This is a genomic window from Wolbachia endosymbiont (group A) of Opomyza germinationis, from assembly GCF_964264765.1.
In the GTDB taxonomy this organism is placed as follows: Bacteria; Pseudomonadota; Alphaproteobacteria; order Rickettsiales; family Anaplasmataceae; genus Wolbachia; species Wolbachia pipientis.
In genome coordinates, this window is sequence record NZ_OZ183482.1 from 348,625 (window position 1) to 374,965 (window position 26,341).

The 26,341-nt window shown below is 35.1% G+C and carries 23 protein-coding genes; 12 read left to right on the forward strand and 11 right to left on the reverse strand.

Annotation, left to right across the window (positions count from 1 at the left end; translation table 11 throughout):
* Positions 1–70: 70 nt before the first annotated feature.
* Positions 71–526, forward strand: coding sequence for an arginine repressor ArgR (locus tag ACFEL3_RS01720; protein WP_010081874.1), 456 nt, complete (start codon positions 71–73; stop codon positions 524–526).
* Positions 527–579: 53 nt separating this feature from the next.
* Here ACFEL3_RS01720 and tatC read toward each other — a convergent pair whose 3' ends face one another.
* Both tatC and ACFEL3_RS01730 read right to left on the reverse strand, forming a co-directional pair.
* Positions 580–1,341 carry a twin-arginine translocase subunit TatC gene (gene tatC, locus ACFEL3_RS01725; protein ID WP_010962605.1) on the reverse strand — a complete coding sequence of 254 codons (762 nt, stop codon included), beginning with the start codon at positions 1,339–1,341 and terminating at the stop codon, positions 580–582.
* On the reverse strand, positions 1,338–2,435 hold the full coding sequence (locus ACFEL3_RS01730; RefSeq protein ID WP_010962604.1) for a type I glyceraldehyde-3-phosphate dehydrogenase: 1,098 nt from the start codon (positions 2,433–2,435) through the stop codon (positions 1,338–1,340). Before ACFEL3_RS01730 ends, tatC begins: the two co-directional genes overlap by 4 nt.
* A gap of 1,253 nt (positions 2,436–3,688) precedes the next feature.
* Between ACFEL3_RS01730 and ACFEL3_RS01740 the strand changes: the two genes are divergently transcribed.
* From ACFEL3_RS01740 to ACFEL3_RS01750, 3 genes are all read left to right on the forward strand, one after another.
* A complete protein-coding gene (locus ACFEL3_RS01740) occupies positions 3,689–4,222 on the forward strand; it encodes an HK97 family phage prohead protease (RefSeq protein WP_070357044.1) in 534 nt (177 codons plus the stop codon).
* 135 nt (positions 4,223–4,357) lie between these two features.
* Complete coding sequence (locus tag ACFEL3_RS01745; RefSeq protein ID WP_265039511.1) at positions 4,358–5,863, forward strand: hypothetical protein; 1,506 nt, start codon at positions 4,358–4,360, stop codon at positions 5,861–5,863.
* A 39-nt stretch (positions 5,864–5,902) separates the two neighbouring features.
* On the forward strand, positions 5,903–6,133 hold the full coding sequence (locus tag ACFEL3_RS01750) for a hypothetical protein (RefSeq protein WP_265039512.1): 231 nt from the start codon (positions 5,903–5,905) through the stop codon (positions 6,131–6,133).
* Here the strand turns inward: ACFEL3_RS01750 and ACFEL3_RS01755 are convergent.
* Positions 6,117–7,292: a CCA tRNA nucleotidyltransferase gene (locus tag ACFEL3_RS01755; protein WP_375316773.1), complete on the reverse strand. Its 1,176-nt coding sequence runs from the start codon at positions 7,290–7,292 to the stop codon at positions 6,117–6,119. The genes ACFEL3_RS01750 and ACFEL3_RS01755 overlap by 17 nt on opposite strands.
* A 75-nt stretch (positions 7,293–7,367) precedes the next feature.
* Positions 7,368–8,300 carry a hypothetical protein gene (locus ACFEL3_RS01760; protein WP_095742689.1) on the reverse strand — a complete coding sequence of 311 codons (933 nt, stop codon included), beginning with the start codon at positions 8,298–8,300 and terminating at the stop codon, positions 7,368–7,370.
* A gap of 117 nt (positions 8,301–8,417) precedes the next feature.
* Between ACFEL3_RS01760 and ychF the strand changes: the two genes are divergently transcribed.
* The 6 genes from ychF to ACFEL3_RS01785 all read left to right on the forward strand — a co-directional run bounded on the left by ychF (position 8,418) and on the right by ACFEL3_RS01785 (position 15,553).
* Complete coding sequence (gene ychF, locus ACFEL3_RS01765) at positions 8,418–9,512, forward strand: redox-regulated ATPase YchF (protein ID WP_010962597.1); 1,095 nt, start codon at positions 8,418–8,420, stop codon at positions 9,510–9,512.
* Positions 9,505–9,633, forward strand: a complete 129-nt coding sequence (locus ACFEL3_RS06840) for a hypothetical protein (RefSeq protein ID WP_348994354.1) — start codon at positions 9,505–9,507, stop codon at positions 9,631–9,633. Before ychF ends, ACFEL3_RS06840 begins: the two co-directional genes overlap by 8 nt.
* A gap of 146 nt (positions 9,634–9,779) precedes the next feature.
* Positions 9,780–10,973 (forward strand): ankyrin repeat domain-containing protein, encoded by a 1,194-nt coding sequence (locus tag ACFEL3_RS01770; protein ID WP_070356816.1) that lies wholly within the window; start codon positions 9,780–9,782, stop codon positions 10,971–10,973.
* Complete coding sequence (locus ACFEL3_RS01775; RefSeq protein ID WP_070356815.1) at positions 10,966–12,771, forward strand: pentapeptide repeat-containing protein; 1,806 nt, start codon at positions 10,966–10,968, stop codon at positions 12,769–12,771. The genes ACFEL3_RS01770 and ACFEL3_RS01775 overlap by 8 nt, the downstream gene beginning before the upstream one ends.
* Positions 12,755–13,360: a guanylate kinase gene (gene gmk, locus ACFEL3_RS01780; RefSeq protein ID WP_022626283.1), complete on the forward strand. Its 606-nt coding sequence runs from the start codon at positions 12,755–12,757 to the stop codon at positions 13,358–13,360. Before ACFEL3_RS01775 ends, gmk begins: the two co-directional genes overlap by 17 nt.
* A 294-nt stretch (positions 13,361–13,654) precedes the next feature.
* Positions 13,655–15,553: an ankyrin repeat domain-containing protein gene (locus ACFEL3_RS01785; protein WP_038198760.1), complete on the forward strand. Its 1,899-nt coding sequence runs from the start codon at positions 13,655–13,657 to the stop codon at positions 15,551–15,553.
* Here the strand turns inward: ACFEL3_RS01785 and sdhA are convergent.
* Both sdhA and gltX read right to left on the reverse strand, forming a co-directional pair.
* Positions 15,525–17,324: a succinate dehydrogenase flavoprotein subunit gene (sdhA, locus tag ACFEL3_RS01790; RefSeq protein WP_010962592.1), complete on the reverse strand. Its 1,800-nt coding sequence runs from the start codon at positions 17,322–17,324 to the stop codon at positions 15,525–15,527. The genes ACFEL3_RS01785 and sdhA overlap by 29 nt on opposite strands.
* A 745-nt stretch (positions 17,325–18,069) precedes the next feature.
* The gene (gene gltX, locus ACFEL3_RS01795; RefSeq protein WP_010962590.1) at positions 18,070–19,491 is read right to left on the reverse strand and encodes a glutamate--tRNA ligase; all 1,422 of its coding nucleotides are present in this window, start codon (positions 19,489–19,491) and stop codon (positions 18,070–18,072) included.
* Positions 19,492–19,640: 149 nt separating this feature from the next.
* On the opposite strand from gltX, the gene ACFEL3_RS01800 reads away from it, so the two are divergent.
* Complete coding sequence (locus tag ACFEL3_RS01800) at positions 19,641–20,396, forward strand: ankyrin repeat domain-containing protein (RefSeq protein ID WP_265041282.1); 756 nt, start codon at positions 19,641–19,643, stop codon at positions 20,394–20,396.
* Positions 20,397–20,468: 72 nt separating this feature from the next.
* Positions 20,469–22,544: an acetyl-CoA carboxylase biotin carboxylase subunit gene (locus tag ACFEL3_RS01805; RefSeq protein WP_070356813.1), complete on the forward strand. Its 2,076-nt coding sequence runs from the start codon at positions 20,469–20,471 to the stop codon at positions 22,542–22,544.
* On the opposite strand, the gene ACFEL3_RS01810 is transcribed toward ACFEL3_RS01805, so the two are convergent.
* The 5 genes from ACFEL3_RS01810 to ACFEL3_RS01830 are packed head-to-tail and all read right to left on the reverse strand — an operon-like array spanning position 22,493 to position 26,302.
* Positions 22,493–23,521, reverse strand: a complete 1,029-nt coding sequence (locus ACFEL3_RS01810) for a COX15/CtaA family protein (protein ID WP_038198748.1) — start codon at positions 23,519–23,521, stop codon at positions 22,493–22,495. The genes ACFEL3_RS01805 and ACFEL3_RS01810 overlap by 52 nt on opposite strands.
* Entirely contained in the window at positions 23,503–25,101 is a 1,599-nt protein-coding gene (locus tag ACFEL3_RS01815; protein WP_038198745.1) for a glycosyltransferase family 2 protein, read from the reverse strand. The genes ACFEL3_RS01810 and ACFEL3_RS01815 overlap by 19 nt, the downstream gene beginning before the upstream one ends.
* A gap of 5 nt (positions 25,102–25,106) precedes the next feature.
* The gene (locus ACFEL3_RS01820) at positions 25,107–25,583 is read right to left on the reverse strand and encodes a hypothetical protein (RefSeq protein WP_070356812.1); all 477 of its coding nucleotides are present in this window, start codon (positions 25,581–25,583) and stop codon (positions 25,107–25,109) included.
* 8 nt (positions 25,584–25,591) lie between these two features.
* Positions 25,592–26,071, reverse strand: coding sequence for an ATP synthase F0 subunit B (locus ACFEL3_RS01825; protein ID WP_010962584.1), 480 nt, complete (start codon positions 26,069–26,071; stop codon positions 25,592–25,594).
* Between the two features lie 3 nt (positions 26,072–26,074).
* Positions 26,075–26,302 carry a F0F1 ATP synthase subunit C gene (locus tag ACFEL3_RS01830; protein ID WP_006014985.1) on the reverse strand — a complete coding sequence of 76 codons (228 nt, stop codon included), beginning with the start codon at positions 26,300–26,302 and terminating at the stop codon, positions 26,075–26,077.
* Between the last annotated feature and the right edge of the window lie 39 nt (positions 26,303–26,341).

A 26,341-nucleotide genomic window follows, 5' to 3' on the forward strand; every position in this document is an offset into this window, starting at 1 on the left:
GAATAGTCAAGAAATAATGAATATAATTTCAAATATACTTATTACATATTCAATATGAGGAAAATGCATAATGCATGACAACACACTAGGTGAACATATTTTAAATATTATTCAAAATCACGAAATTTTAGAGCAGAGCGATTTACAGACCTTGCTTAAAGAAAGAGGGCACAACATTCCTCAGGCTACTTTATCAAGAAAATTAAAAAAACTTAAAATTGCCAAAGTTGCTGGTATGTATAAAGTAATTGACATCAACCAATATCGATTACCATTAATACTTAATATGCAAATTTCGGATTTTGGTTTAATAGTACTACACACTCAACCAGGACAAGCTAGCAGCCTAGCTTACTTTCTAGATCAGAAGTATGTTATTTATTCATTAAATAATAGCAAAAACATAGGAATTATAGGAACTATAGCAGGTGATGATACAGTATTATTGATCATCAAAAGTAAGGCTGAACTTAACAAAGTATTACAATCAATTTATGAAACATTTCCATATTTAAGTCCTGAATAAGAATGTTGTAAGTTAAAAATGTGATATAAAGGAGATAAGAGGGATTTCTTTGTTTAAATCTTTGTCTTCTTTTTTTCAATATACCTACATATCAGAATGGACAATTCATATAGAATCAGCATAGGTATTGCAAGCCCTACTTGGCTTAATACATCAGGTGGAGTTAAGATTGCAGCGATAATAAAAATTACCACTATCGCGATTCTGCGTTTATTTGACAAACTTTGTGTAGTGAGTAACCCTACTCTCACCATTAATGTGAGTATTACTGGAATTTGAAATGCAGTGCCAAAAGCAAACATAAATTGGAGAACGAGGTCTAAATATTCGCTAACTGATGGCATAAACTCTATTGGTATACCGAAAGATTTCCCACTATGTTCAAAAGTGATGAAAAACTTCCAGGCTAAAGGAAATATATAGTAATAGACTACAGTAGCTCCCGTTACAAATAAAACCGGTGTTGCAATCAAGTATGGCAACAACACTGCCCTTTCACTTTTATATAACCCAGGTGCTAAGAACATATAAAATTGCCATGCAAACACAGGAAAAGAAAACAAAAGTGCGCTCATTATTGCAACTTGGAGATACACAAAAAATGCCTCTGTTAAGTCTGTGTAAATTAAAGAAAAACCTTCGCTACCTTTTGTTGCTTCTATTAAAGGTGCGAGTAAAAAACGGTATATATTTTCCTTAAAGTAATAACAAAAACCAAAAGCAACGCAAAAAAATAGAAAGCAAAAGATAACTCTTTTTCTGAGTTCCGCAAAGTGCTCATAAAATGAGGCGTATTTGCTTGAGTTCCAGTTCATACTTTACTATAGCTCAATAATGCTATGTCTAACATTCTCAGCGAAAAAGCCCACTCATTGTCATACCACGCTGCAACCCTGCATATATCACCTGTAACATATGTACCAGTTAAATCCACAATTGCACTATAAGGGTTATGCACAAAATCTATTGAGACTAAAGGTTCCTCGCATATAGAAAGTACATTTGACATTGGATAACCCTCTGTCATCCTAGTACCCTCTGATGTCATCCGAGTAGCTGACACTGGGATCCAGAAATTAGATTCCAGCGTCACGCGCTGGAATGACGTAGAGGAGAGAGCTGCATCCTTAAACATTTCATTGATTTCTTTAACGGTCGCTTTCTTATCAGTCGTAAATGTAAAATCAACCATAGAAACATTGCTAACCGGAACTCTGACGGCAGTGCCATCTAGCTTGCCCTTTAATTCAGGAATTATAGAACCAATTGTTTTTGCTGCCCCGGTTGTAGTTGGCACCATAGATAATCCGCAAGCCCTTGCTCTACGCAAATCTTTATGATTACCATCAAGAACATTTTGATCATTCGTGTAGGCATGTATAGTAGTCATAAAACCGCTTTTTATACCTAAACTGGAGTGTAGGACTTTCACAATCGGAGCAAGGCAATTTGTAGTGCAAGAACCTGCTGATATCACTTTATGCTCTTTTTCGAGCATATCGTCATTCACACCATAAACTATAGTGACATCAGCATCCGGAACTGGAGCAGAGACAATTACTTTCTCTGCATTGTGCCTTATTGCTTCTTCACGTTTATTGAATGCACCAGTACATTCAAGTATTACATCAACATTCCAAGGAATATTTTCAGGATTCCGTTCTCTATATAAAGAAAACTTTTTGCCATTTATAGAAATCCAATTTTGAGACTCATTAAAATCAATATCACCACTGAATTTGCCATGAACAGAATCATATTTAATCAAATGTGCATGCTGCTTTGCACTGAGCGATCCATTGACAGCTACAACTTCTATTTGTTTGCTATATTCTTCTATTTCGAAAATAGCACGCAATACGCCTCTGCCTATTCTACCCAGACCATTAATTCCTACACGAATCGTCATCTCTTCATTCAAAAAATTTAATTATAGAGGATATCACTTGATATTTCATTTTATTCTTTTGCTTTTCTATCGATATGAACATTATAGCAAGGAGACAGGGCTAAAAACTTGCTTGACAAACTCCGCCAGCCCCCTTATCATGAAACTGAAGCTATTGTATTTGCTTTCGCCAATCTGCAGATTAAAAGTTAAGGATTACTTAATGTATCGGCGTCTTATGTTTAATTTTTTGCAGTATATAGATACTGTATGTCTTTACAAAACTTCATCTACATCTAGATTTTTATCTAAATAAGCTGAACGCGCTTATAAAGCGTTACAAGACATCAAAAAATGCCAATACTTGACAGAGATAGTAAAAGACTAGCTAACTCGGGGATTCTTTGTCTTTTTTTCTGCTTGGTAAATTTCTTAAACATTTGCAGCGTAGGTTAGTTGCAATTAAAAGCAGCTAAATCTTGCTTGTCAAACGTTTAAAACATAAAAAACGCCAATATTTTAAAGCAGATAATAACCCCAGGGCTTCTTTTGCCTTTTTTTTCATTTGGTAAATTTCTTAATGTTTATAGCTAAAAGAGCCCAAGAGAGGTCAATGCCCCTGTGATGTCATTCCAGTGCTTGACACTGGAATCCAGCCTTTATTATGCAGCCACTTGGTTGAAATTAAGTCTTCTGGATCCCAGTGGGCTTTGTTGCATCGCTAGCTATGATGGATTAAAGATAAAAAAGATAGGGAATATCAGTAGCTTATTATTCTGGTATTTATAACAAGAACGGTCAATGAATACCTAAATTTGAGTAAAAGAAATTTCACTACCATTTACCAATCCGGCTAAAATTCAAGAATTTCAATGCTTTAGCTATTTTCAATAGAATTAAATTTATTAATATAAATAACAAATTACTATTCTTAAATTTGATCAGATTGATTGCAAAAAAACAAGATTTTCAATAGGTTGCTTATAATCCTAACTATAGTTAGCCTTTCATAAGTAGCGATGCAACAAAGCCATCCCAGTGTCAAGCACTGGGATGACAAAAAAAGGAGGCTACTCGGATGACAGGAGAAGGTACTGCCGTCATAAAGGAACCAGTTTCAGCTACTTTCATGACATCGTTGTAACATTGTACCATATTACAATTTAGCGTTTTTAGTAACTAAGAAAGTGCTTCCCCCTTTTAGAGCACTGCATATAATAGAATTATATCGCAGTGCATTGCGAAACAAAATTCCCAATACTACAGGAGGCTTTATGAATAAGAAATTTCTCTATTCACCATTGTCAATAAAAAGTATAGGAGAAAACGGTGTATTTTCTGGTTATGCGAGCGTTTTTAACATAGTTGATAAACAAAATGATCTGATATTGCCCGGAGCATTTAAGGAAAATTTAAACAGAAATAAAATAAAACTCCTTTGGCAGCATAATCCTGACGAACCTATAGGTAGTATCATAGATATTTATGAAAATGATGTTGGCCTGTATATAACCGCACATTTACTTTTGGGTATTCAGAAAGCAGAAGAAGTGTATTTGATGCTCAAAACTGGGGCAATTAACGGACTTTCCATCGGCTATATACCTATAGAGTATGATGTTGATCATAAAAGTGGAGCTAGAGTGTTAAAACAAGTGGAATTATGGGAAGTCAGTTTGGTCACTTTTCCTGCAAACTTGGCTGCTCAGGTAATCAATGTGAAAAATCAGAACAATGAACAGGGAGTGTTAGCAAGAGCGATAGAAAAAGCAAATGCTGTACTTGCAGACATGTACATTTCTGCTTAAAGTGTATTAGGCGGGCAAAGACTTTACCATAATTTGACACCTGCGTTAGTATTTGTTTAACATTTATACTAATATATATAACTTTATTACTATTAAAATTTTCTGTAAATTAAAGTTAAAAAATAAGGTAATTTTATGCTAAATATTAATAATAAGGTTAATTATGAAATTAATATTAAGCGAAAGGAAAAAAAATACAGCTGGTCTACTGTATTTGCTTGGTTATATCTAAAAACGATTGGACGAATATTGCCCAAGAGATGGAATAGATGGGCAGAAAATATTTTGTACTACGATAAAACTACTGCAAACAATGAAGTTCAAACTGATGCTTTTAAGACAATAGATGGAAGTGTTCAAGTTGACTTAAAACCTGAAGTTGTAGAGAAAGAGAGCCAAAGTGTAGTGATAAACAAAGATGGAGGGGTTCAGACTGATGGAGTAGCATTGATAACAGAGGAAGATGATGAAGCATTAGAAGAACAGCTGGAGGGCATAAATCAGGAATTAGAACTTGAACGTTTACAAAATGCTTCCTTAAAAGAAGAAAATAGAGAATTACGATCTGCAATTGAAGGACTTGAAAAGAGTTATAAGGGACTTACAGAAGATGCAGGCGAACGAGAAGAGGAACTAACCAAATACAAACAAGATAAAAAAGCAATGCAGGATAAAGTTGATGAACAACAGAAAACTATATTTGATCAATACATGATAATAAGAGAGCAAGGAGAAGAAATTGAAGCTACTAGGAAAGATAATGAAAGTCTGCAAGCACAAATAATAGAACTTAAGAGTAGGTTAAAGGACAAGGAGGATAAATTAATTGAATTGAATCAACAATGGCAAGCTAGCAAATTAGTGGCTTTACTTAAATCACAGACTGATAAATTGTGTCAGGCTAAAGACAAAAATACTGAATTAGAAAATAAAGTCAGTGACTTAGGTCATGAAAACAAAGCTCTACGATTAAGTGTGAATACATTGACTGCTCAATTGGGTGAAATGGAGAACTTGGGGAAGCAATTACAAAGTGTTCAAGAATCTAAACAACAATTGGAGATTGATTTAGAAGGTCAATTGAAAGCTGACACTAAGAAACTACAGGAAGCAAAAGAAGGTCAATTGGCTAAAAAGGCAGGTGCAGTGAGTACAGTATCTACTGCAAAATCAACTCTTTCAAAATTACGAAACTTGCCCAATAAGCTTTCTAGGGATAAGGGTCTCAATAACTTTTTATCTGGGAAAAACGAGGAGTTAAAAAAAGGTTTTCCTGAATTTAAAGAGAAACACTTTTGCCATAACGTGCTTAATGAAACTATAAAGTCTCTATCAAATCAAGATGATGGCAAATTTGAAAGCAGTAAGCTGCCTGAATTATTAGAAAGTAATTTGAAACAATCCGCAAGGGAGATCATAGAAGCTAAGGTTAAAGAAGTTGTCAACGAACATTGTAACATTGGAAAAAATATGGGTAAAGAACTACGAGATGACACGTTAAAAGCCAAGTTGTCACCTTCTGTTAGAAAATGCGTAAAAAAATTAGAATTTAACAAACAAGAAGGGGTAAATAAGATTGTAGACTCTATCTTGCACAGCTTTAATAGCAAGAATAATAATAATAACGACTCAGGAGAATAGCTTAAAGAAATTGTTACAGGAAAATTAACAGAGGCTAAAATGAAATGTTTTTCAAATAAGATTCAAGAGTTACAACTGGCATTAAGCATAAGAGATAAATTTTTATCTCCAGATCAGGGAATGTGTAATCAAACTCAAGGAGGAGTAAACGAATATCAATTAACAGAAAAAGCTAAAAAAGAACATATACCTAATTCCTCTATGAGTTCCCCTAATATTGCAAGCATACATTCATTGAACAGTCAGAAAGCAGTTAGAATAGGTTCTTAGCATAAAGCACCAGCTCCTCTTTTGTTAAAATGTAGGAGCTATCTTCCCAATGTTGTTTTAGCAATTCCAAGTTTCTACCTAAACTTTTTCCTGGCTGGTGACCTATACTTATTAAATCATCGCCAGATAAAGGAAATTTTGGAATATTGAATGTGTTAGCAAATGAAATGTATTCATCAACATTTTCTCCAGACTCAACACCACAAATTTTCACTAAATCACAATATAATTCTCTACCAAATAAAGATATGTATTTTTTTTGCTCTTTTTCTGAGAGTTCTGTTTTGATATCGTTGGATAGTAAAAATAGCAGCTTTTTCTTTTGCTTGTTCGAAAGACGTAAAAATTTGCTTACATATTCTCCAAGACTTAACCTGTCATTTTTTTTAGTAGCCCTAAGGAGTAACGCTAATTTTACTAGTGCATCAGTGCCCAAAAGAAGTGGCGAAGACAGAATTTCGCATTTTACTTCTTTTGGGATAATCTTTTGCAAAACATCAGATTCTTGCATGCTCTTAAGTGTTGGAAAAGGATCATTGCACTCCAGCAATTTAAGTATTTCATCTCTTATTCTCTCTCCAGAGAGGTTTTGGATCATATGCGAATGCTTTTTGCATACGCTTAGTATTTCATCACTCAAATCTCCGACACATATTTTTGCATGAAAACGAAAAGCTCTTAGAATACGTAGATAGTCTTCTTTAATTCTATCTTCAGCGTTGCCTATAAAGTTTAACCTTCGCGCTTTTAAGTCCTCTATACCACCAAAGTAGTCATATATATGGCCATGCTTATCTGCATACAGAGCATTAAATGTAAAGTCGCGCCTTGAAGCATCCGCTTGCCAATTATTGGTAAATTCTACTTTTGCATGCCTACCATCACATTTCACATCATGCCTTAGTGTCGTAATTTCAAAAGACCTCTGATTTAGAACCGCAGTGATAGTTCCATGTTTTAAGCCAGTTGGAATAGTTTTTATATTACGGAGTTTTAGCGCTTTAATCGTTTGATTGGGAAGCAAATTAGTAGCTAAATCGATGTCGTGGACATCACGCTGCAAAATTGAGTCTCTCACACACCCGCCGACAAGCCTAGCCTCACCACCAAATTCCTCTATGGCATCAATAATTAAACTAGTCTCATGGTCAACTTGCATTTAGGTTAGTACGTACTGCAAGTTCATATTATATGAAATGCTTGCAAAAGCCCTATATAAAAATATACAGGGCTATTAAGATTTTACAAGTTGTGGTGCTCGTTGTTGATGAAATGGTTCTGCCATCGATTCCGTACCACATCTTAGTAAACTTGAAGGGTTTTGCTGCTCTATGCGCTGCTTTATATCACTAACGCACTGCCCTACAACATCACCAATTTTTCCATCAGCATTTTCTGCCAATAACTTATCAAATCCCTTTTCAACCTCTGCTCTCTCAGAGATATCCTTTGAAAGGTTACAATATTCTAAGATCTCGTCTAGCTGCAGTTTTTTTGCTAATAGGAAATCTTCTTGTTCTTGCTCTTGTTTAAGTTTGGTTTCCTCTTGCAGTTGTTTTGCTGAACTTTTATTTCTATCAAGCAATGGTTCGAAATGCAATCCGCCTTTGTTTATTATATGCACAGTACTACTATCATCATAATCAACTTTATTGTATTCACCTGCACTTTTTGAACCTGAATTGTCTATTAATTCATGCAAAGACAGATCTTGGTTATCAACAGTCTGGTTCTCTATAACATGTAGCTTTACCTTATACTTTTCACAAAGTATTCTGCCTTCAACGTCAGGATCACCCCACCTACTGTTACGCATAATGTCTGCTGTATAATCATCTACAGTTTCACTACGGTGCTGGCCATTGTTATCATGACTATTGACAATTGCATTTGTAAACCACTTTGGTGGATTCTTTTGCGCAAATTCCCTACAATCATTTCTTAATTTTTCGGCAGTAACTTGCTCTCCTGTCTGTTGTTCTAGACTTTGCCTGAACGAGTCAAAAAAACAGCTTCCATTACCAATTGCTTGTCCTACATAGAAATTGTCAGGGTAAGGGTTACTATTTAAAAGAGTTATTTCTTGCCCTGAGATCCTGGGCCTTTTTATTCCAACCTCAACATCATGAAAGTCACTTGGTAGTTTCCGTTTCTTAGCTGTAGTCATAGTTTTACCTTAATTTAAGCTATATATTACTATACCAACAAAATTGTCAATAAGCGACTAACTAAGTATAGCAGAAATTTTTAAATTATGCAATAGTTATAATTTTACATAGCAAATATGAGTTTTAACTGCGGTATAGTTGGGTTACCAAACATAGGAAAATCAACCTTATTTAATGCGCTTACAGAGTCAAGTGCAGCCGAAGCTGCAAATTATCCTTTTTGCACAATCGAGCCAAATATAGGCAAGATTTCGATAAAAGATCAACGTTTGAAACAAATCGCAGCAATTGCAGGCTCAGAGAAGGTAATCTACAACCAATTAGAAGTTGTAGATATTGCAGGTCTGGTAAAGGGTGCGAGCAAAGGCGAAGGGCTTGGCAATAAATTTTTAAGCCATATCAGAGAAGTTGATGCCATCGTTCATCTGCTCAGGTGCTTTACGGATGACGATATCAGCCATATACACAGTAAAATAGATCCAATATCAGATGCTGAAGTGGTAGAAATGGAATTAATCCTAGCTGATATTGATAGCATAGAAAAAAGGCTTCCTCAATTGGAAAAGAAAGCAAAGCAAGGTGATAAAGAGCTAAAGAGACAACTTGAATTAATGCAAGAGGTATTAGCTACTTTAAAATTAGGTAAACCTGCAAGAAGTTTGGAGAATATCAATGAAGATGAGATGAAGTTGCTTCAATTGCTGACAACAAAGCCCGTTATGTACGTTTGCAATGTTGAAGATACAAATGTTATAACTGGCAATGAATTATCTAAAAAGGTAGAGAGGATGGCGGAGGAAAATAAAAGCAAATTTTATTGCATTTCAGCAAAACTCGAAGCAGATATTGCAAATCTTGATAGTGAAGAGGAAAAACAGAGTTTTTTATCAGAATTTGGCTTACAAGAATCAGGCCTTGATGGAGTAGCGCGTATTATGTATGAAGTGCTGAGTATGATAACTTTCTTTACTGTGGGCCCCAAAGAAGCACGTGCATGGCCAGTAAAAATAGGGTCAACAGCCGATAAAGCAGCAGGTGTAATCCACACTGATTTTGAGAAAGGCTTTATAAAAGCAGAGACAATAAGCTTTGCAGACTACATAAAGTATGGAAGTGAATCAGCTTGCAAAGACGCAGGAAAAATTCGCTTTGAAGGCAGAGATTATATCGTGCAAGATGGCGATATAATGCACTTTAGGTTTAATGTGTAGTTTATTATGCAGCCACTTATTTAAAGTTAAGTTTTCTGGATCCCAGTGTCTGGGCACTGGGATGACATCCTCCCTAGCGGAGATTGCTCTCAAACCACAATGTTCGTACAGTAAGCACTGACCACTTTGCTTCAATATTTGCGATGCCCCTGAACAGATACAAAAAATCTATTGTTTTTTTATAAATTAAATCCTAAGGCATTTTTTACTGTAGATTAATCATTTGATTATAGTATCATTTTAATTAAGCTTATGCTTGGGATATTTATGAAGAATATTTTATATTTTATATTATTAGCTGTCGTATTCGGATCACCCATCCTGTTTGCCGTAGAGCAGCTTGAAGAAAAGAAAATTGAATCAGTTCATAAAAACGAAAATGTAGGTGTAAGGAAGCAAGATAGCACAAATCAAAAAGATGAGTTAAAAAGCAACGTCGATGCTAAACAAACACAAGAGGCTGAGAGCAAAAGATTAGACGGCACTACCGATAAAGAGAAACTGCAACACAACGAGAACAAAGCTTTCGTGGTTGAAAAAACTATAAGTGAAGGTGAAAGGATTGATAAAGATTTGCCAAATGACCAGCTAGAAGGAAGCACAGACAAATTTGCTCAAAATTTACCAAATGTGGCCAATAAAGAAGTGAATAAAGATTTGAAACCAGAGCCTTTGCCTTTAAGTGCTGATTTAAATGAGAATACAGCTAACCCGCAAAAAAATCTACAAGCTGATCAGAAGATTGATATAAAAGATAATGAACTTTCAAAAAGTGATGCGAGTCAATTATTAGAGGGAAAAAAAGAAAAAGTAGAGAATCAGTCTGAAGAAAAAAAAGTGAAAGAAACAAACAGTAATTCCAAGGACCGCAATAGAGTAAAACCTATAACTAAAAAAGATGAAGAAGAGCAAAGTGAAAAGAAAAGTTTACAAAAATGGACAAAGCTAAACAGAGAACCAATAAAAGAATGGGGTCATAAAGACATACAAAGCAAGTCAATATATAAACGACAATATGATAGCCTTAATGAGCATCTTCCTACAACTGTGTTTATTGATGATTACAGTAAGCAATTTTTTTACTGCATTAAGAAGAACAACTTAACTTGCTTAAGAGGAGTAATAAGTAAGCTAGAAAAAATTGGATTAACAATTCAAGAGATACTAAGGTTTAGAAATAAATTGGGTGATACTCCTCTCATTTATTCAGTTAAACAAGGTGAGGTAGACATAGTGCGCTTTCTCTTATTACAAGGTGCTGATCTTAGAGTAGTTAACAATAATTTTCAATCCCCAATTGATATAGCAATCGAAAAAAAGCAGATCAATATAATAAATGCGATTGCCGAAATGATGCCACATCTTTTGGAGGATAGAAAAATAGACAATAAAGAAAGCTCAGCAATGTACGATTGGGCTGTGAAAACGAAAGAAATACAGTGCGATAAGCAAGATGATTAGATTTTTGATATTAATTTTAGTTGGTCATTTATGTTATGGAAACGAAACAAATGATGAAAAAAATCAGATTAGTGATTTTTTAAACGCTTTGCGTGATGCAAAATACGTATCTTACAGTAAAAAAGACTTTGCTGAATTTTTGGTGCAGTGCCACAAAGAGGGCGTGCCAGAAGATTTTAAGAAAGGTTTTGGTTCTAACTTAAATGGAGCTAATTTTAACCAACTGTACCTAAGTAAATCTGTTTTTGATGGAGTAAGTCTGATTGGTGCCGATTTTTCTAACACCGATTTATCCGATGTGTCTTTCATTGATGTTGATTTACGTGGTGCTAATTTTTCCAATGCTAATTTACATGGCATTAAAATAAAAGGTACAAATTTGAGTTTTACAAAATTTGTTTCTGCAAACTTAACAGATATCGTATTTGATCAGTCTAATGTTAGTTATGCTGATTTTATCAGTTCCGATCTCAAAAAAGTAAGTATGCACAACGTAATTGGTTTGCATACTAATTTCTCGAATGTGAAAATGAATTTCTCCAACTTATCAAACTCGAATGTTAGCCACGTAAATTTTAGTGATAGTGAAATAAACGATACTGTTATGCAGAAAAACAACCTTGATAATGCAAGTTTCTTTGGAGTGGATGCATATAAATTAAAGATACAATTTTCTTCATTAAAAAATGCTAACATATATGGTGCAGAGTTAAAAGAATCAGACTTTACAGGTAGCAATCTTTCCGATGCTTGCCTTAATTCTTCTATCATAATTAACAGTAACTTCGACGAAACTGATTTAAGCAACACACAAATTTCCTATGTGAATGACGATAATTCAAGTTTTGTTCAATCTATACTAAATGGTTCCAAGATAAAACATGCATATGTTTCTGAAGCAAATCTTCATGATGCTGATTTATCCAATATTGATTTTAGTTTTAGTGAACTGCATCAAGTTAATGTCTCTAATGCTGACATTCGTCACGGAAAGTTTCATAATACTAAAGTTGCAAATTCTAACATGAATGGCTCATTTTTTGACCATTCACTATTCACCTATGTGAAGATAGAAGATTCAGACCTTTCTACAACTTCAATGTATAAGATAAAAATCCAAGACTCTCAAGTTTATAACAGTACACTTTCTCGCCATAATATTGATTCCAGTGAAATAGAAAATTCAACATTCTTTAATTTATTAGCTGATAATTCGAGTTGGTCCAATTTAAAAGTAACTAATTCAAATTTTATTGAAAGCGATTTCAGATCTTCTTTGCTTCACGCTAATGCCTTTAGGAAAACTAGTTTTTTTCTTAGCAATTTGAGTAATTCAACAATTAGTGATATGTCTTTTCACTCTTCAAGCATATATAAAAGTTCAGTTGCTGATGTTCATTTAACAGATTGCAAGTTTGATAATTCGATTTTGATTGACAATCAAGGACAGAAAAAACTTGCAGGGTTAGAAAATGCTATAACTTCAATTGGAGATTTGCAAGAGAAAATATCACAGGGTGAAAAATTTAATGTAAATTATTCTTACTTTGAATTTAAGAATATGAATTTAGAAAATGCCGATTTTTCTAATTCAACATTGAGTAGAGCAAAGTTTGTAAACGTTAATTTGAATAAGGCAAATTTTGAAAAAACCGATTTGCGCTATACTGTCTTTGATAACTCTTCTCTCATTGGCACCAACTTATCAAATTCTAATTTAGAAGGTTCTAGCTTTTTAAACTCTGATCCAAAAAGCACCATGTTAAAAAATGCAAAGAAAAATGACCGTAAAAAGTGAGGGCGTATTATTGGTTCTATCCTCCCCTTCTGGAGCTGGAAAAACTACTATATCAGCAAAATTACTTGAGCAATCAACTAATTTAGTTAGGTCTGTTTCTATGACTACACGCAAGCCTCGCCCCGGCGAAATAAATGGAAAAGACTATTTTTTCGTTACCGAAGAAAAATTTCACGAGTTATGCAAAGCTGGCCAAATGCTTGAATACGCCAAAGTTTTTGAGAATTTTTATGGTATACCAAGAGATTTTATAGAGCAAAACCTGAGCAGTGGAATAAGCGTTTTACTCAGCATAGACTGGCAAGGAGCATTTCACTTATTCAAGCTCATGAGAAAAAAAGTTGTGAGTGTTTTTATACTTCCCCCTTCAATGGAAGAGCTTAGGTTGCGTTTGCAAAAGCGTAATAGTGATGATGCAAGCGAAATAGAGCGCAGATTAGCCGAAGCTCAAAAAGAGATAAGCAAACGTGATAAATATGATTATGTAATAATCAATGATGATATTGATAAAAGTGTAGAAGAGATAAGCTCCATACTAAATAAAGAAAGACTTAAAAAACTAAAAGAAAAACCAAGTCTGGAAGACTGATAAAAACATCAATTTGGATATTTGCAGCTATAGTTTCTTATCCTATTTTAGCCAATAGCACATTTCACAGTTTAGCTATATTTATTATTTTTTAAGATTAAATGGTTAAAATAGTAGCAACTGTTCAAGTGAGGTTTAACTATGACGGCAAATTTTCTCACAGAAATTAATTTTCTGCCTTTCCACCTATATTTTGATCACATATACAACGTTTAGCTCAATTTAAAAGTCAAACTTCTTGGTTGTTAGTTTAGTGCTGACAACTTAAATAGCTTTTAATATTGAGGTTTTAGTATGGGTATAGATATAACTGCACTAACTACTAATGCAGATAAATTAGGTGAATGCATAGATAAAAATAAAAAGCAAGAGCAGGATAGAAAAGACGAGCAATTGTATGGCATTATAGAGAGAAAGGTAAAAAAAGAAGAACACAAGCGTGAAAAACCAAGAGGTCAAGATGGAACCCTCAAGAAGTGTAAAAGGTTATTTGAAAAAGATGCTAGTCCTGAAGTATTAACTAAATTAGAAGAATCACTTAGAGAACAAGAAAAATATTATAGGTATTATGTCCAATGCTTCCTTCCAGTGCTAGATAAAGCAATAGAACGATCGAAAAAAATATCAAATGAAACAAAAGAGCGAGTAAAGCAAGCAATTTCAGAAATTACTTATAATAGCAAATATTGTAACCAAAATGATCGTAGGGACAGTGGAATTGAAAGTGACTACAGTAGCGATGCTGGTGATGATTATGAGAAACATTCAATCAGTAACCCTAATACAGCAAATGAAGATCAAGAAGTAGAGAAAAGCAACGAAATAACAAATAGCAATGCTCTATTACTAAAAGCGATCAAAAATGGAAATAACAGGAAATTTGAAAAATATCTAAAAGATTGTACGGATATTAGCAGCATAAAAGATGAAAAAGGAAACAATATTTTACACCTTATCGTATCGTTGGAAAAGAAACAGAAACGCAAGTTTCTAGGTATTCTAATAAAAACGGTCACCAAGAAAGATCTAGCACAACTCATTAATAGTGAAAATCAGACCCCTCTTCAGGTGGCACTAATTAACAAGATAACAAAAGAAAAACATGAGTCTCACACAATCCAAGATAACGATAACACACTTAAGTTTCTTACAAAATTGTTAGAGCATGGAGCCAGCCATGATCAGTTAGAATTACCTGAGGAAAGCTTAAAAAAATTGTCTAAGGGGCAAAATGAATACTATTGTAAATTTTTAAAGAAATTAGCTAAAAAGGCTGAGCTAAAGCAGGAAATAAAAATCAAGACAGAAGCAAAAGTTAAAGAAATTGTGGCACATACTGTAAACACTCCAAATAGTAATAGTGATTATCCGTTACATTTAGCAATTAAAAATAATGATAAAGAACTTTTTAAAGAACTATTGCAAGAGGGGGCGAACATTAGCCTTGAAGGTGCAAATAAAAATAATGCCTTACACCACATTGCTTTACTTAAAGGAGAATATAAAATCAAATATTTGAAGTTAATATTAGATTTTGAAAAAAAAGGAGTAATATCTTCAGAAAAATTGCATAAGGCTATAAACGCTCAAAATAAAGATGATAAATATCCAGCGCAAGTTGCTTTAATTAGACAAACAGAGAAGATACCTAGTAAGTTAAAAGACTTTTCTAGGTGGGTTAGATCAAGGCCCACAAAACATTATTATACTGCTGAATTTTGTGCAGAATTGTTACAAAATGGTGCTGAGAATAAAAGTGACCATATAACAATACCTAAAGAGCATCGTAAGCAAAAATATTATCAGACTACAAAAAGAATCAAAGATATAACAGGTGTTAGCCCTGACCCAGAAACACAAGAAGAACTTGAAGAGCATTTTTCTAAGAAGAATGCTCGTAAGAATATAAGTCTTCCAGTAAAATGGATACTCGGAGGTTTAATTTTTGCAACAGTATTTAGTGCTTTAGCAGGAAACATGATAGCTGCAGCCGCTTTATCGGTGACCATAGCGGTTTGTGCAATGTGTTACCCTATTTACTTAAAGTTAGAAAATGCTCTTAATGCTAGAGCATCAGATCAATCAGAGCATACAGAAAACCCAGCTACTAAAATGAGCGATGTATCAATACTACGTCAATTCATGAATAAGCTAGATGGGCTGACTAATAAACCCTCTTCTCTGGCGCTATGAAATCAATCTCACCGCTCAGAGTTTTTTCAGCCACTTTTTTATAATCAATTTTTACGTTAATTTGCCCTTTCTTTTCTTCAAGCCACGCTATAGTGTGCTTCATCCAGTTTTTGTCATCACGTTCAGGAAAGTCTTCACGAGCATGTGCACCTCTGCTTTCCTCGCGATTAGCTGCGCATTCCATGGTAATAACCGCTTGTGGGATCATGTTAGCAAGCTCCAGCGCTTCAACTAAATCACTGTTCCACATCATACTGCGATCCTCAAGTGAAATATCAGGCATCATTTTTGCTACCTTTTTTATAGCTTTTTTGCCTTCTTCTAAAACTTCAGCAACACGGAAAACTGATGCGTATTTTTGCATAGTGTTCTGCATTTCACCGCGTATTTTTGCTACTTTTAGCCCACCGGAAGCAAATCGCATTTTATTAAATCTATCTACTATCCAGTCTGTGCAGTCTGAATGCAATTTTTTATGTGGTGTACCGGACTTTAGCTTCTCTTTTGCTCTGAGCGCTGCAGCTCTACCAAAAACCACAAGATCAAGAAGCGAGTTAGAGCCAAGTCGATTTGCACCGTGCACAGAGACACACGCAGCTTCTCCAATTGCAAATAGTCCATCTACTACCTCTTCCTTACCTTGCTTCAGCGTGATCACTTCTCCATAATAATTGGTTGGAATGCCACCCATGTTATAGTGAACAGTCGGAATGACCGGTATTGGATCTTTAGTGACATCAACTCCAGCAAAAGTTCTTGCGGTTTCGCTGATGCCCGGCAATCTGAGTTTTATTACTTCCGGATCAAGATGCGCTATAGTTAAATACATATGATCTTTTTTTGGTCCAACCCCCCTTCCCTCTCTAATTTCAATTGTTATTGCGCGACTTACCACATCACGGGAAGCTAAATCTTTTGCTTTTGGTGCGTAACGTTCCATAAACTTCTCGCCCTGAGAATTAACGAGGTACCCCCCTTCACCACGGCATCCTTCTGTCATCAAGCACCCTGAGCCATATATTCCTGTTGGATGAAATTGTACAAATTCCATATCTTCAAGTGGTAATCCAGCCCTTACTACCATGCCATTACCATCACCTGTGCAGGTATGCGCACTTGTTGCAGAGAAATAAACACGTCCATATCCACCTGTTGCTAGCACCACTCTATGCGCACGAAATCTATGTAATGTGCCGTCGCATAGCGACCAAGCAAGAACTCCGCAGCATGTTTCGCTATCCATAATTAAATCAATCACAAAGTATTCAACAAAAAATTCAGCGTTGAATTTAAGACACTGCTGATATAGAGTGTGAAGGATTGCGTGCCCAGTCTTATCTGCTGCCGCACAAGTGCGCTGCGCTGATTTTCCTTTACCAAAGTGAGTTGTCATTCCACCAAAGGAACGCTGGTATATTTTGCCATCTTCTGTACGAGAAAAAGGTACGCCAAAATTTTCAAGTTCAATAACAGCTTTAGCAGCGTTTTTACACATATATTCTATTGCATCTTGATCACCAAGCCAGTCTGAACCTTTTATTGTGTCATATGCATGCCAGCGCCAATCGTCTTCACCGATATTACCTAAAGCTGCACTAATTCCGCCTTGTGCTGCAACTGTATGACTTCGTGTAGGGAAAATTTTAGAAATGCAGGCAACTGAAAAATTAGTTGCAGCCATCCCAAGCGTTGCTCTGAGCCCTGCTCCACCTGCACCTACTACTACCACGTCATACTCATGTTCTATGATCTCATACGCTGACTTATCCATATTTACTTATTTTATCATTACAGGCTTATGATATCACAGAAGTAGAAAAAATCTATACAAGTTTTCTATAGTTAAGACGTCATGCCGCCGCGGCGCTAACAAGTAGCGGGATGACAGCAATCCTACGTCATACCGCCGCAGTATCTCAGCCACTAACACGTAGCGGGATGACGAGCTTATTGTCATGCCGCCACGAACCGTCATACCGCGATTCATTCGCGGTATCTCTAGATCCCGCTAACAAGCAGCGGGATGACGATTGTCGTTTAGCTATAAACATTAAGAAATTTACCAAACGAAAAAAAAGGCAAAAGAAGCCCCGTGGTTATTATCCGCTTTAAAATATTGGCGTTTTTTATGTTTTAAACGCTTGACAAGCGAAATTCAGCTGCTTTTAATTGCAACTAACCTACGCTGCAAATGTTTAAGAAATTTACCAAGCAGAAAAAAAGACAAAGAATCCCCGAGTTAGCTAGTCTTTTACTATCTTTGTCGAGTATTGGCATTTTTTGATGTCTTGTAACGCTTTGTAAGCGCGTTCAGCTTATTTAGATAAAAATCTAGATGTAGATGAAGTTTTGTAAAGACATACAGTATCTATATACTGCAAAAAATTAAACATAAGACGCCGATACATTAAGTAATCCTTACCTTTTAATCTGCAGATTGGCGAAAGCAAATACAATAGCTTCACTGTCATGATAAAGGGGCTGGCAAAGCTTGTCAAGAAATTTTCTTATTTCATTTAAATTGCTTGTAACCTTCTTATACACTCATCTTTACCAAGAATCACCATGATATCAATGATTCCAGGTGCATCCATTACTCCAGTTATAGGGGCGCGTAATGAGTGGTATACATCGCTTATTTTCATATCGTGCAATTTTGCACATTCCTTGATCTGAGAAGATAAAAAACCCTTATTCCAATTTTCATCACCGATCTTTGACAGAAATGACGCAAGTAACTTGATTATATCGAGGTTAGATTTGACAATTTGCTCAGCCTCTTCACTTAAATCAAGTGGCGGATCTTGAATATAAAATTTTGCTAAATCCAATAATTCGGTCAGGTAGTTTGCTCTTTTTTTTAGCTCTGTCAGTCCCTGCAGTAAATAGCCCTTTTTTTTGTCAGTTAGAGTATTTTCTCTAAGCATTAGAGTCAGAATATCTTCATTGCTCATATTACTAATATAGTGGTTATTCAAATGCTCCAGTTTTTTGAAATCGAGCCGTGCAGGTGAACGACCAATACTTTCTAAATTAAACCACTCTATTGCTTGCTCATCGCTAATAATCTCATCGTTGCCGTGACTCCAGCCAAGTCTCAGCAAGTAATTACGCATCGCTTTTGGCAATATTCCCATCTTTTCATAATCGCAAACGCTTGTGGCACCATGCCTTTTGGATAGCTTATTCCCATCTTCCCCATGGATAAGCGGCACATGTGCAAAGCGTGGAATGTCAAAATCAAGAGCCTGGTATATTAGCAGATGTTTAAAGGTATTAGTGAGATGGTCAGAACCACGTATTATATCAGTTATTCCAGCATCATGATCGTCAACTACCACGGCAAAAATATATGTTGGAGTGTTATCAGAGCGTAAGATCACTATATCATCAAGCTGGTCGCTATTTACTTTGATTTGGCCGTATATTTTGTCATCAATGACGATCTCTTGCGAATCTGGCACTTTAAAGCGGACAACTGACCTCACACCCGATGTCATTCCAGCGCGTGACCACATATTTTTCCAGTGTCGGCTACTTGGATGACAAGAAGGAGGTTTTGTAGTACATTTATGCTTGTATATCTTGCCCTCTTCTCTTGCTTTTGCCTTCTTTTCTGCAACTTCATCTTCAGGGCAGTAACAGTGATACGCCCTACCCTTTTCAACTAAAAGGTTTGCTACTTCTTTATGCCGCTCTATTCTTTTTGACTGATATACTATTTCCCCATCATAGCTCATACCGAGCCATCTTAGCCCTTCTATAATTGCATCAATTGCTTCTTGTGTTGAACGTTTTCTGTCGGTGTCCTCAATTCTTAGCAAAAACCTGCCACCATGATGCTTTGCATAGAGCCAATTAAATAACGCAGTACGAGCTCCTCCAATGTGCAAAAATCCTGTTGGTGATGGAGCAAATCTCGTGACTATACCTGGCATATTTGTCTGTTACAGTAATGTAAATGATGATAGCTAAAATTTATGTTTGTAACAATTTAGAATTTATTTGTTCTGAGAGATAAAATTTACTTGTTTTTCATAAATTGTGTTGTATAATTTAGTATTGGTTGAATATAGCGAGGTGAGTTATGGATGGACTTGTAGATATAGCAAAATTGCTTTCAGGTAATGAAGCTAATATCAATTGGCGTTACACCGGCCCTTTTGATAAAACAAAACAAAGAGTACAGGCAGGTAATCTCCTGCATTTAGCTGCAAGAATACAAAACAAAGGTAAATTTGTAGACATTTGTAAGAAGAACATTGCTTCTGTAACTGCGCATAATGAATATGGAGATAATCCATTTCATGAAGCAGCAAGAAGTGGAATTTTGCTGCCTGCAGTACAAGAGATTGTGAATGACTTAGAGAAGGAAGCTAATAACAAAATTACGAAAGCAGAAGAAGCTGGAGATCGGAAAGAAGTAAGCAGATTGAAAGAGGAACTCAAATGTAATAAAAAATATATTAAAGATGCGCTCTGCAGTAAAGGCTATGCTTTTAATAAGAAGAGGGAAACTCCTCTTTATTACTTAAATGCTGCACGACAGAAAGAAATTAAGCAAATCGCAGGCATAAAAGACAGCTTTATATGTAACCAGAAGTTTCACCTGTGCTTATATATAATAGGAGCGATAGCATGTATCGCTGCTTTATGTTTGTCTTTATACTTTTTATTTTTAGTTTCTCAATCTTTTGCACTAAGCTCGATGGTTGCAATAGCTTCTGGCGGAGTCACATACCTGTCAGTTAAAGCATGTAGCGAGATACATGCCTTGCATAACGAAAGCACTTTAGTGGAAAATGCTAATGTACAACTTGCAGGAGAAAGTTTAGGTGTTTGATGAAGCTAGAAATTACTTGCAGGCAATGATATAGAAATTTACTTTCTTAACTTCAGAAAGTATACTCATACGATGATAGAAAAGAAGTACAGTAAGATTTTAATAGCAAACAGAGGAGAGATTGCCTGCAGGATTATCAGAACTGCCCATAAGATGGGTATATCTTGTGTGTGCATATACTCGGATGCAGATGTAAATTCTGTGCATGTAAGACAAGCAGATGAGTCAAGATATATCGGCCCTTCGCCATCTTGCCTCAGTTATTTAAACATTGAAAAAATATGTGAAGTAGCAGTTGAAACAGGTGCTGAGGCAGTTCATCCTGGCTATGGTTTTTTAGCAGAGAATCCAGATTTTCCACGTGCTCTTCAAAAACATAATATAGACTTCATCGGTCCCAGTGCAGAAACAATAGAAGTTACAGCCAACAAAATAACAGCAAAAGAAGCTGCAAGAAAAGCTGGAGTGAATGTAGTGCCAGGATATATGGGTAAGATCAGCGATGCTGCCCACGCAGCTCAAGTTGCTAAAGAGGTCGGTTTTCCCGTTATGCTCAAAGCTGCATCAGGCGGTGGTGGCAAAGGAATGCGAATTGTAAACTCCAAAAAAGAAATTGAACTAGCATTTACATCAGCCACAAATGAAGCAGAGAAAAGTTTTAAGGATGGCAGTATCTTTATAGAGAAATATATAGAGTTGCCAAGACATATTGAAATACAAATCATAGCAGATAAATATGGCAATATAGTTTGTCTTGGAGAAAGAGAATGCTCGATACAAAGGAATAATCAGAAAATAATAGAAGAAACGCCAAGTCCATTCATTAGTGAAGAAGTAAGACAAAAAATGTATGTTCAATGTGTTTCTCTGGCAAAGCAAGTTGGCTATTTTTCAGCAGGCACTGTTGAGTTTGTTGTAGATAAAGACCAAAACTTCTATTTTCTTGAGGTAAATACGAGATTGCAAGTTGAGCATCCAGTAACAGAATTTATAACTGGAATAGACATAGTAGAAGAAATGATTAGAACTTCCTGTGGAGAGAAATTGAGATTCAATCAGGATGATATTAAACTTACTGGTTCTGCAATAGAAAGTAGAATTTGCGCTGAAGACCCATCGAAGAAATTTTTCCCTTCCAGCGGAAGAATAAAATATTACGATAAACCGGGTGAAAATGATTATGTAAGAATAGATGATGGAGTTGCTGCAGGTTCAGAAATTAGCATGTTCTATGATTCGATGATTGCCAAAGTGATAACATATGGAAAAGATAGAGTAGAAGCGATCAGCAGAATGCAAAAAGCATTGTCTGAATGCTATATAGAAGGAGTAACAAATAATATAGAATTTCTAGAATCCATCTTCCATCACCCAAATTTTATCGCAGCAAAGCTCCATACGAGATTCATTCCAGATCATTACCCTAGTGGGTTTCACGGCGATTTTGTTACAGAGGAGTATATTAAAATATTTATTTTCACTGCGTTATATGTTCATTTGGAAAATGAAGAAAGGTACCATCATAAAGCAGTGAATGAAACATCTCAGGTGTCATTCCAGTGCGTGACACTGGAATCTAGTAAAAAAGAAGGGGCACCAGTATCAGCTACTCGGATGGCAGGTGACCGTGCAAGAGATTTATTCATAGTGAATATAAATGACAATGAGTACTCCGTAAATGCAAAATACCAAGATAATATATTAATAACGGTATATAATCACAATAAATACTCCGTTATAGGCAAGTGGAAATCAAGTTATAGATTGCTATATATCACAATTAATGACGATACCAATATAGCACTTAAAATAGAAAGACAAGGCAGCAAGTACTTCATAAGGCATGCAGGCATGAAAGCTGAGTGTTGTATATTTAAGCCTCATGTAGCTGAATTAAGTAGGTTAATGCTAAATAATGAAACAGAAGGGATTTCAGCAGATGCTGTAAAATCCCCAATATCTGGTTTATTAGTTAAATTGCACGTAAATGTAGGAGATCAGGTGGAAATAGGACAACCTTTATTTGTGGTGGAGGCAATGAAAATGGAAAATATCATATGTGCTGAAGCAGCAATGGTGATAAAAAATATTCCCGTTCAAGAAGGAAAAAATGTGCAGATTGGTGATGTAGTCTGCTTTCTTAAATAACATAAGAAGTACAAACTTGACCCAAACAAGATAAATGAAAACACTTGATGAGCTATGGCAATGGCTATTGGTATGTGCAATAATAGAGTAATTACACCTAAAATGATCTGAATGACGACGGAGAGCAGCATAATATATACCGGTTTTATGCTAGCATTTTTTACTGTGAGTATTACTACCAAAGTTAGTATTAGCAATGCCAGTGCTCGATGTATAAATTGCACTGTCGCTCTGTTCTCAAAGATATTCAGCCATGTAGGCTGTAAGAAAAATAAATCTTCTGGAACGATTTGTCCGTCCATTAGTGGAAAGGTATTGTAAATTAGACCAGCATTTAATCCTGCAACAAATGCGCCGAAAATTATTTGTATCATGATCAGAACTAAAATAATTCCTACGTAGTACTTGGTGTTACAACTAATCTTAAGTTTAGTTTGCTTTGGCCTGATTTGGTAATCAAAAAATTGATATGAAAATAATGCAAAGATAATTAATGCTAATAATAAGTGAAGTGCGAGCCTATAGTGGCTAACATGAGGCTTGGCTACCAAGCCGCTTTTTACCATATACCAACCAGCAAAAGCTTGTAAAGCTCCAAATAATAATGCCACAAATAGCTTTATTACTACCTTTTTAGATATTTTTCTTCTTAATGTAAAATATATAAATGGCAGGACAAAAACTAAACCTGTTAGTCTTGCAACCAATCTGTGTACATATTCTATTAAGTATATAGCGCGAAACTCCTCCATACTAATACCATAGTTAAGTGCTTTATATTCAGGTGTAGCTTCGTATTTTAATTTTTCTTGTAGCCAGTCTTGTTCACTCAGTGGTGGTAATGTTCCAGTAATGGGTTTCCACTCCGTGATTGACAATCCTGCTTTTGAAAGTCTGGTAAATCCACCAATCCCTACCATGAGAATTACCATGACCGAGCAGAGAAAAAGCCAAATAGCTACAGGTTTTGCTTCCATAAACCATGCTGAGTTTTGTTCCATCGCTCAGGGTAAAGAATAAATTCCCATAAGGCAAGAAAAGCTGCAACACTATGTAGCAGACTATAGACCGGAAAAAATATCGATACTATATAAAAATAAAAAGGCATCTTTTGCTGTTTGACAGCTATTACCAAAAGAATCAGGTTAGTAACGTATACCACTACAAAGTAGTACAAAAATAATTCATTTAAAACTTTAGTTAATATCAATGAAAGCAGTAAAAATGGAGTAGTAAAAAATATAAAAGCTGCAGAGCCAACAAAAAGATTCAATAGCAAAATTCCCTTAAATCCAGTGTGTTTATAAAGTGACTTTATATTTTTTAAATGAACAATATAAGTTTGCATATAGCCTTTGATCCAGCGCGCTCTTTGCTTAATCCAAGCAAATACAGCAATTGGTGACTCTTCCAATGTTTCTGAGTCAATCATCCTGGTTTTATATCCCATTTGCGCAAGTCTCAAACCAAGGTCAGCATCTTCGGTAACACTATAAGCATCCCAGAAAAACACTTCTTTTAGAATTTTTACTGAAAAATGATTACTGCTACCACCCAAAGGTATCGGCATGTTCATTTTTTGGAATCCAGGCAATAAGTATTGAAACCAGTTCATATACTCCAGAGAAAAGAATTTTGTGAGAAAATTATAATCACAATTGTAGTAATTTAATTTCGCCTGTACACAGGCAAGCTTATCGTCGTCCTTATTAAATTCAATCAGTGCTTTTTTTAACTGCAATGGGTCTGGTTTATCGTCCGCATCATATATTACTGCATACTTTCCTCTAGCAAAGCTCATAGCATAATTGCATGACTTGGCTTTTGTTCTAGGCAAAGAATGAGGCACTTTTATTACTTCAAAATACTGCGGTAAAGTGTACTTTTCTATAGCTGCTAGCGTTTCTTGGTCATCACTTTCTACCTGAAGCTTCACATCTAATTTTGATTTTGGATAATCCAAACTTTCAATGCTTTCGATCAATTGCTCTATCACTGCACTTTCTTTAAAAGCAGGCAATAAAATAGTATATATAGGAAAATCTTCTTCATTCAGCTTACTATAATCCACTTTTTGATTAGAGGTTTCACATAAGCTAAAAACTGTAGCTATAAACTTGAATAAATAACTAGAACATCCGATTATAAATATCAACATCAAAGCAAAATATGTATATTTCTCTGTTAGTGTTAAAATTGAAGTTACAATAAAGAAAGAAGCAAAAAATATTGAGCTTAGTTTAATGCTTTTAGCTGAAAAATTAGGATTCTTGTAATATAAGTAGTTGCTTGCAAATTCTGAAATACCAAAGTGCGAGTTAAGAAGATTTAAAATCTGTTCGCTATCCACTTTTATTAATACATAGTCAATGCCGTAATGAGCTTCGACCCAACGGTTGATATCTCGGCTTGTGTCTTCAACCATAAAAAAAGTAGTATCATTTAATTTTTGCCAAGGAATTATATTAAATTTATAGTAAAAAAGTTTCTCTTGCTCTTTGCACAAACTAGAATCAAACTTAATTTTTTCTACATTATCAGCTTGAAGTATAGGCATTAAACCTAATGCAATTTTTTATTTAAGTCACGTGAAAATGAAGATATGACCTCGCTACTACGCTTATCATCTTTACGTTCATGCATTATTTTTTTTACAGCATCAGCAGCTATACTCGCTGTGTTAGCCTGTAAATCTCCAAGAGCTTTTTCAACTTGGTCAGTGACTTTCTTCAAGTTAGAATGGGCATTGTCATCTAATGTCTGATCTAGCTGCTGTCTATTGTGCTTAATGATACTATTAGCTTTATCAAGTGCTTCATTCATCATTTTATTAACTTCTGCATCTAATTCTTTGTATTTTTTAGAAGATTTTTTGTAATACTCCAACATATCTTTCCTGAATTTTTCAGTTTCTTCACTTGAAAATTTGCTTTTGTTACGCTTATTGTTAAGCGCATTTTTTATCACTTTCTTTAGCAATTTATACGAAAGGACAAAACTTACCAAGAAGGCAAGACCGATAATCAGTGATGTAGACATAAAAACCCCTAAAATTCTTTGGACACCAAGTCAGCAATAAATTCCTCTTCAATTTCAGAATTAGTCAATTTAGTATAATAAATTAAAGCAATACTAGTAGCCATTTGTTTTAACTGATCAGTATATTCAGATTTAAATTCTGCCACTTTTTTTTCAATAAGCTTGCTCTTTTTTTTATCTTCCTCTTCTAATATATTCTTAACATTAGCTCTCATTTCTTCTACCTGAGCAAGTGCATCATCTATGATTTTTTTTGCCTGTATTCTAGCTTGGGTTAAAGCTGCGTTATACTTGGTAATCTGATCTTCCGTAAGTCTTAAAAGATGAACAGAACTATTAAAAGAACCCAATACTTCTTTACTTCTAGTGCTTATTATTTCATCTAACTTTGGCAAAAATAAACAACTTACTACGAAAAAAAGTGAAGAGAAAAAAATTAAAAACCAAAAAACTTGAGAAAAGAAGGTTGAAACATCAAGCTGTGGCATCTGTTAAGCAGCAAATATTAATAACATTGCAAGTACAAACGCAAGCAATCCCATGATTTCAACCATGGCAGCACCAATATAAACATAACTTTTCATTTTACCTTCTGATTCAGGGTTTCTCGCAATCCCATTTAACATAGCAGAGAAGATATTAGCTATACCTAAACCAGCGCCGAGCATTCCAAACACAGCTAAACCAATTGCTATAAATTTTAAAGCTACTAAATCCATATATTACCTTTAATTATTTCTTTATAATATAATTGTAAA

Excerpts from the sequence above, each read along its gene's own strand:
- ACFEL3_RS01750 (WP_265039512.1), top strand. The coding sequence starts at position 5,903 with ATGAAATGTTTTTCAAATAAGATTCAAGAGTTACAACTGGCATTAAGC.
- ACFEL3_RS01815 (WP_038198745.1), bottom strand. The coding sequence starts at position 25,101 with ATGCCTATACTTCAAGCTGATAATGTAGAAAAAATTAAGTTTGATTCT.
- ACFEL3_RS01760 (WP_095742689.1), bottom strand. The coding sequence starts at position 8,300 with ATGACTACAGCTAAGAAACGGAAACTACCAAGTGACTTTCATGATGTT.
- ACFEL3_RS01775 (WP_070356815.1), top strand. The coding sequence starts at position 10,966 with ATGATTAGATTTTTGATATTAATTTTAGTTGGTCATTTATGTTATGGA.
- ACFEL3_RS01825 (WP_010962584.1), bottom strand. The coding sequence starts at position 26,071 with ATGCCACAGCTTGATGTTTCAACCTTCTTTTCTCAAGTTTTTTGGTTT.
- ACFEL3_RS01810 (WP_038198748.1), bottom strand. The coding sequence starts at position 23,521 with ATGGAAGCAAAACCTGTAGCTATTTGGCTTTTTCTCTGCTCGGTCATG.
- gltX (WP_010962590.1), bottom strand. The coding sequence starts at position 19,491 with ATGCCAGGTATAGTCACGAGATTTGCTCCATCACCAACAGGATTTTTG.
- ACFEL3_RS01785 (WP_038198760.1), top strand. The coding sequence starts at position 13,655 with ATGGGTATAGATATAACTGCACTAACTACTAATGCAGATAAATTAGGT.
- ACFEL3_RS01820 (WP_070356812.1), bottom strand. The coding sequence starts at position 25,583 with ATGTCTACATCACTGATTATCGGTCTTGCCTTCTTGGTAAGTTTTGTC.
- ACFEL3_RS06840 (WP_348994354.1), top strand. The coding sequence starts at position 9,505 with ATGTGTAGTTTATTATGCAGCCACTTATTTAAAGTTAAGTTTTCTGGA.
- ACFEL3_RS01730 (WP_010962604.1), bottom strand. The coding sequence starts at position 2,435 with ATGACGATTCGTGTAGGAATTAATGGTCTGGGTAGAATAGGCAGAGGC.
- ychF (WP_010962597.1), top strand. The coding sequence starts at position 8,418 with ATGAGTTTTAACTGCGGTATAGTTGGGTTACCAAACATAGGAAAATCA.
- ACFEL3_RS01830 (WP_006014985.1), bottom strand. The coding sequence starts at position 26,302 with ATGGATTTAGTAGCTTTAAAATTTATAGCAATTGGTTTAGCTGTGTTT.
- tatC (WP_010962605.1), bottom strand. The coding sequence starts at position 1,341 with ATGAACTGGAACTCAAGCAAATACGCCTCATTTTATGAGCACTTTGCG.
- sdhA (WP_010962592.1), bottom strand. The coding sequence starts at position 17,324 with ATGGATAAGTCAGCGTATGAGATCATAGAACATGAGTATGACGTGGTA.
- ACFEL3_RS01720 (WP_010081874.1), top strand. The coding sequence starts at position 71 with ATGCATGACAACACACTAGGTGAACATATTTTAAATATTATTCAAAAT.
- ACFEL3_RS01770 (WP_070356816.1), top strand. The coding sequence starts at position 9,780 with ATGAAGAATATTTTATATTTTATATTATTAGCTGTCGTATTCGGATCA.
- ACFEL3_RS01745 (WP_265039511.1), top strand. The coding sequence starts at position 4,358 with ATGCTAAATATTAATAATAAGGTTAATTATGAAATTAATATTAAGCGA.
- ACFEL3_RS01740 (WP_070357044.1), top strand. The coding sequence starts at position 3,689 with ATGAATAAGAAATTTCTCTATTCACCATTGTCAATAAAAAGTATAGGA.
- ACFEL3_RS01805 (WP_070356813.1), top strand. The coding sequence starts at position 20,469 with ATGATAGAAAAGAAGTACAGTAAGATTTTAATAGCAAACAGAGGAGAG.
- ACFEL3_RS01755 (WP_375316773.1), bottom strand. The coding sequence starts at position 7,292 with ATGCAAGTTGACCATGAGACTAGTTTAATTATTGATGCCATAGAGGAA.
- ACFEL3_RS01800 (WP_265041282.1), top strand. The coding sequence starts at position 19,641 with ATGGATGGACTTGTAGATATAGCAAAATTGCTTTCAGGTAATGAAGCT.
- gmk (WP_022626283.1), top strand. The coding sequence starts at position 12,755 with ATGACCGTAAAAAGTGAGGGCGTATTATTGGTTCTATCCTCCCCTTCT.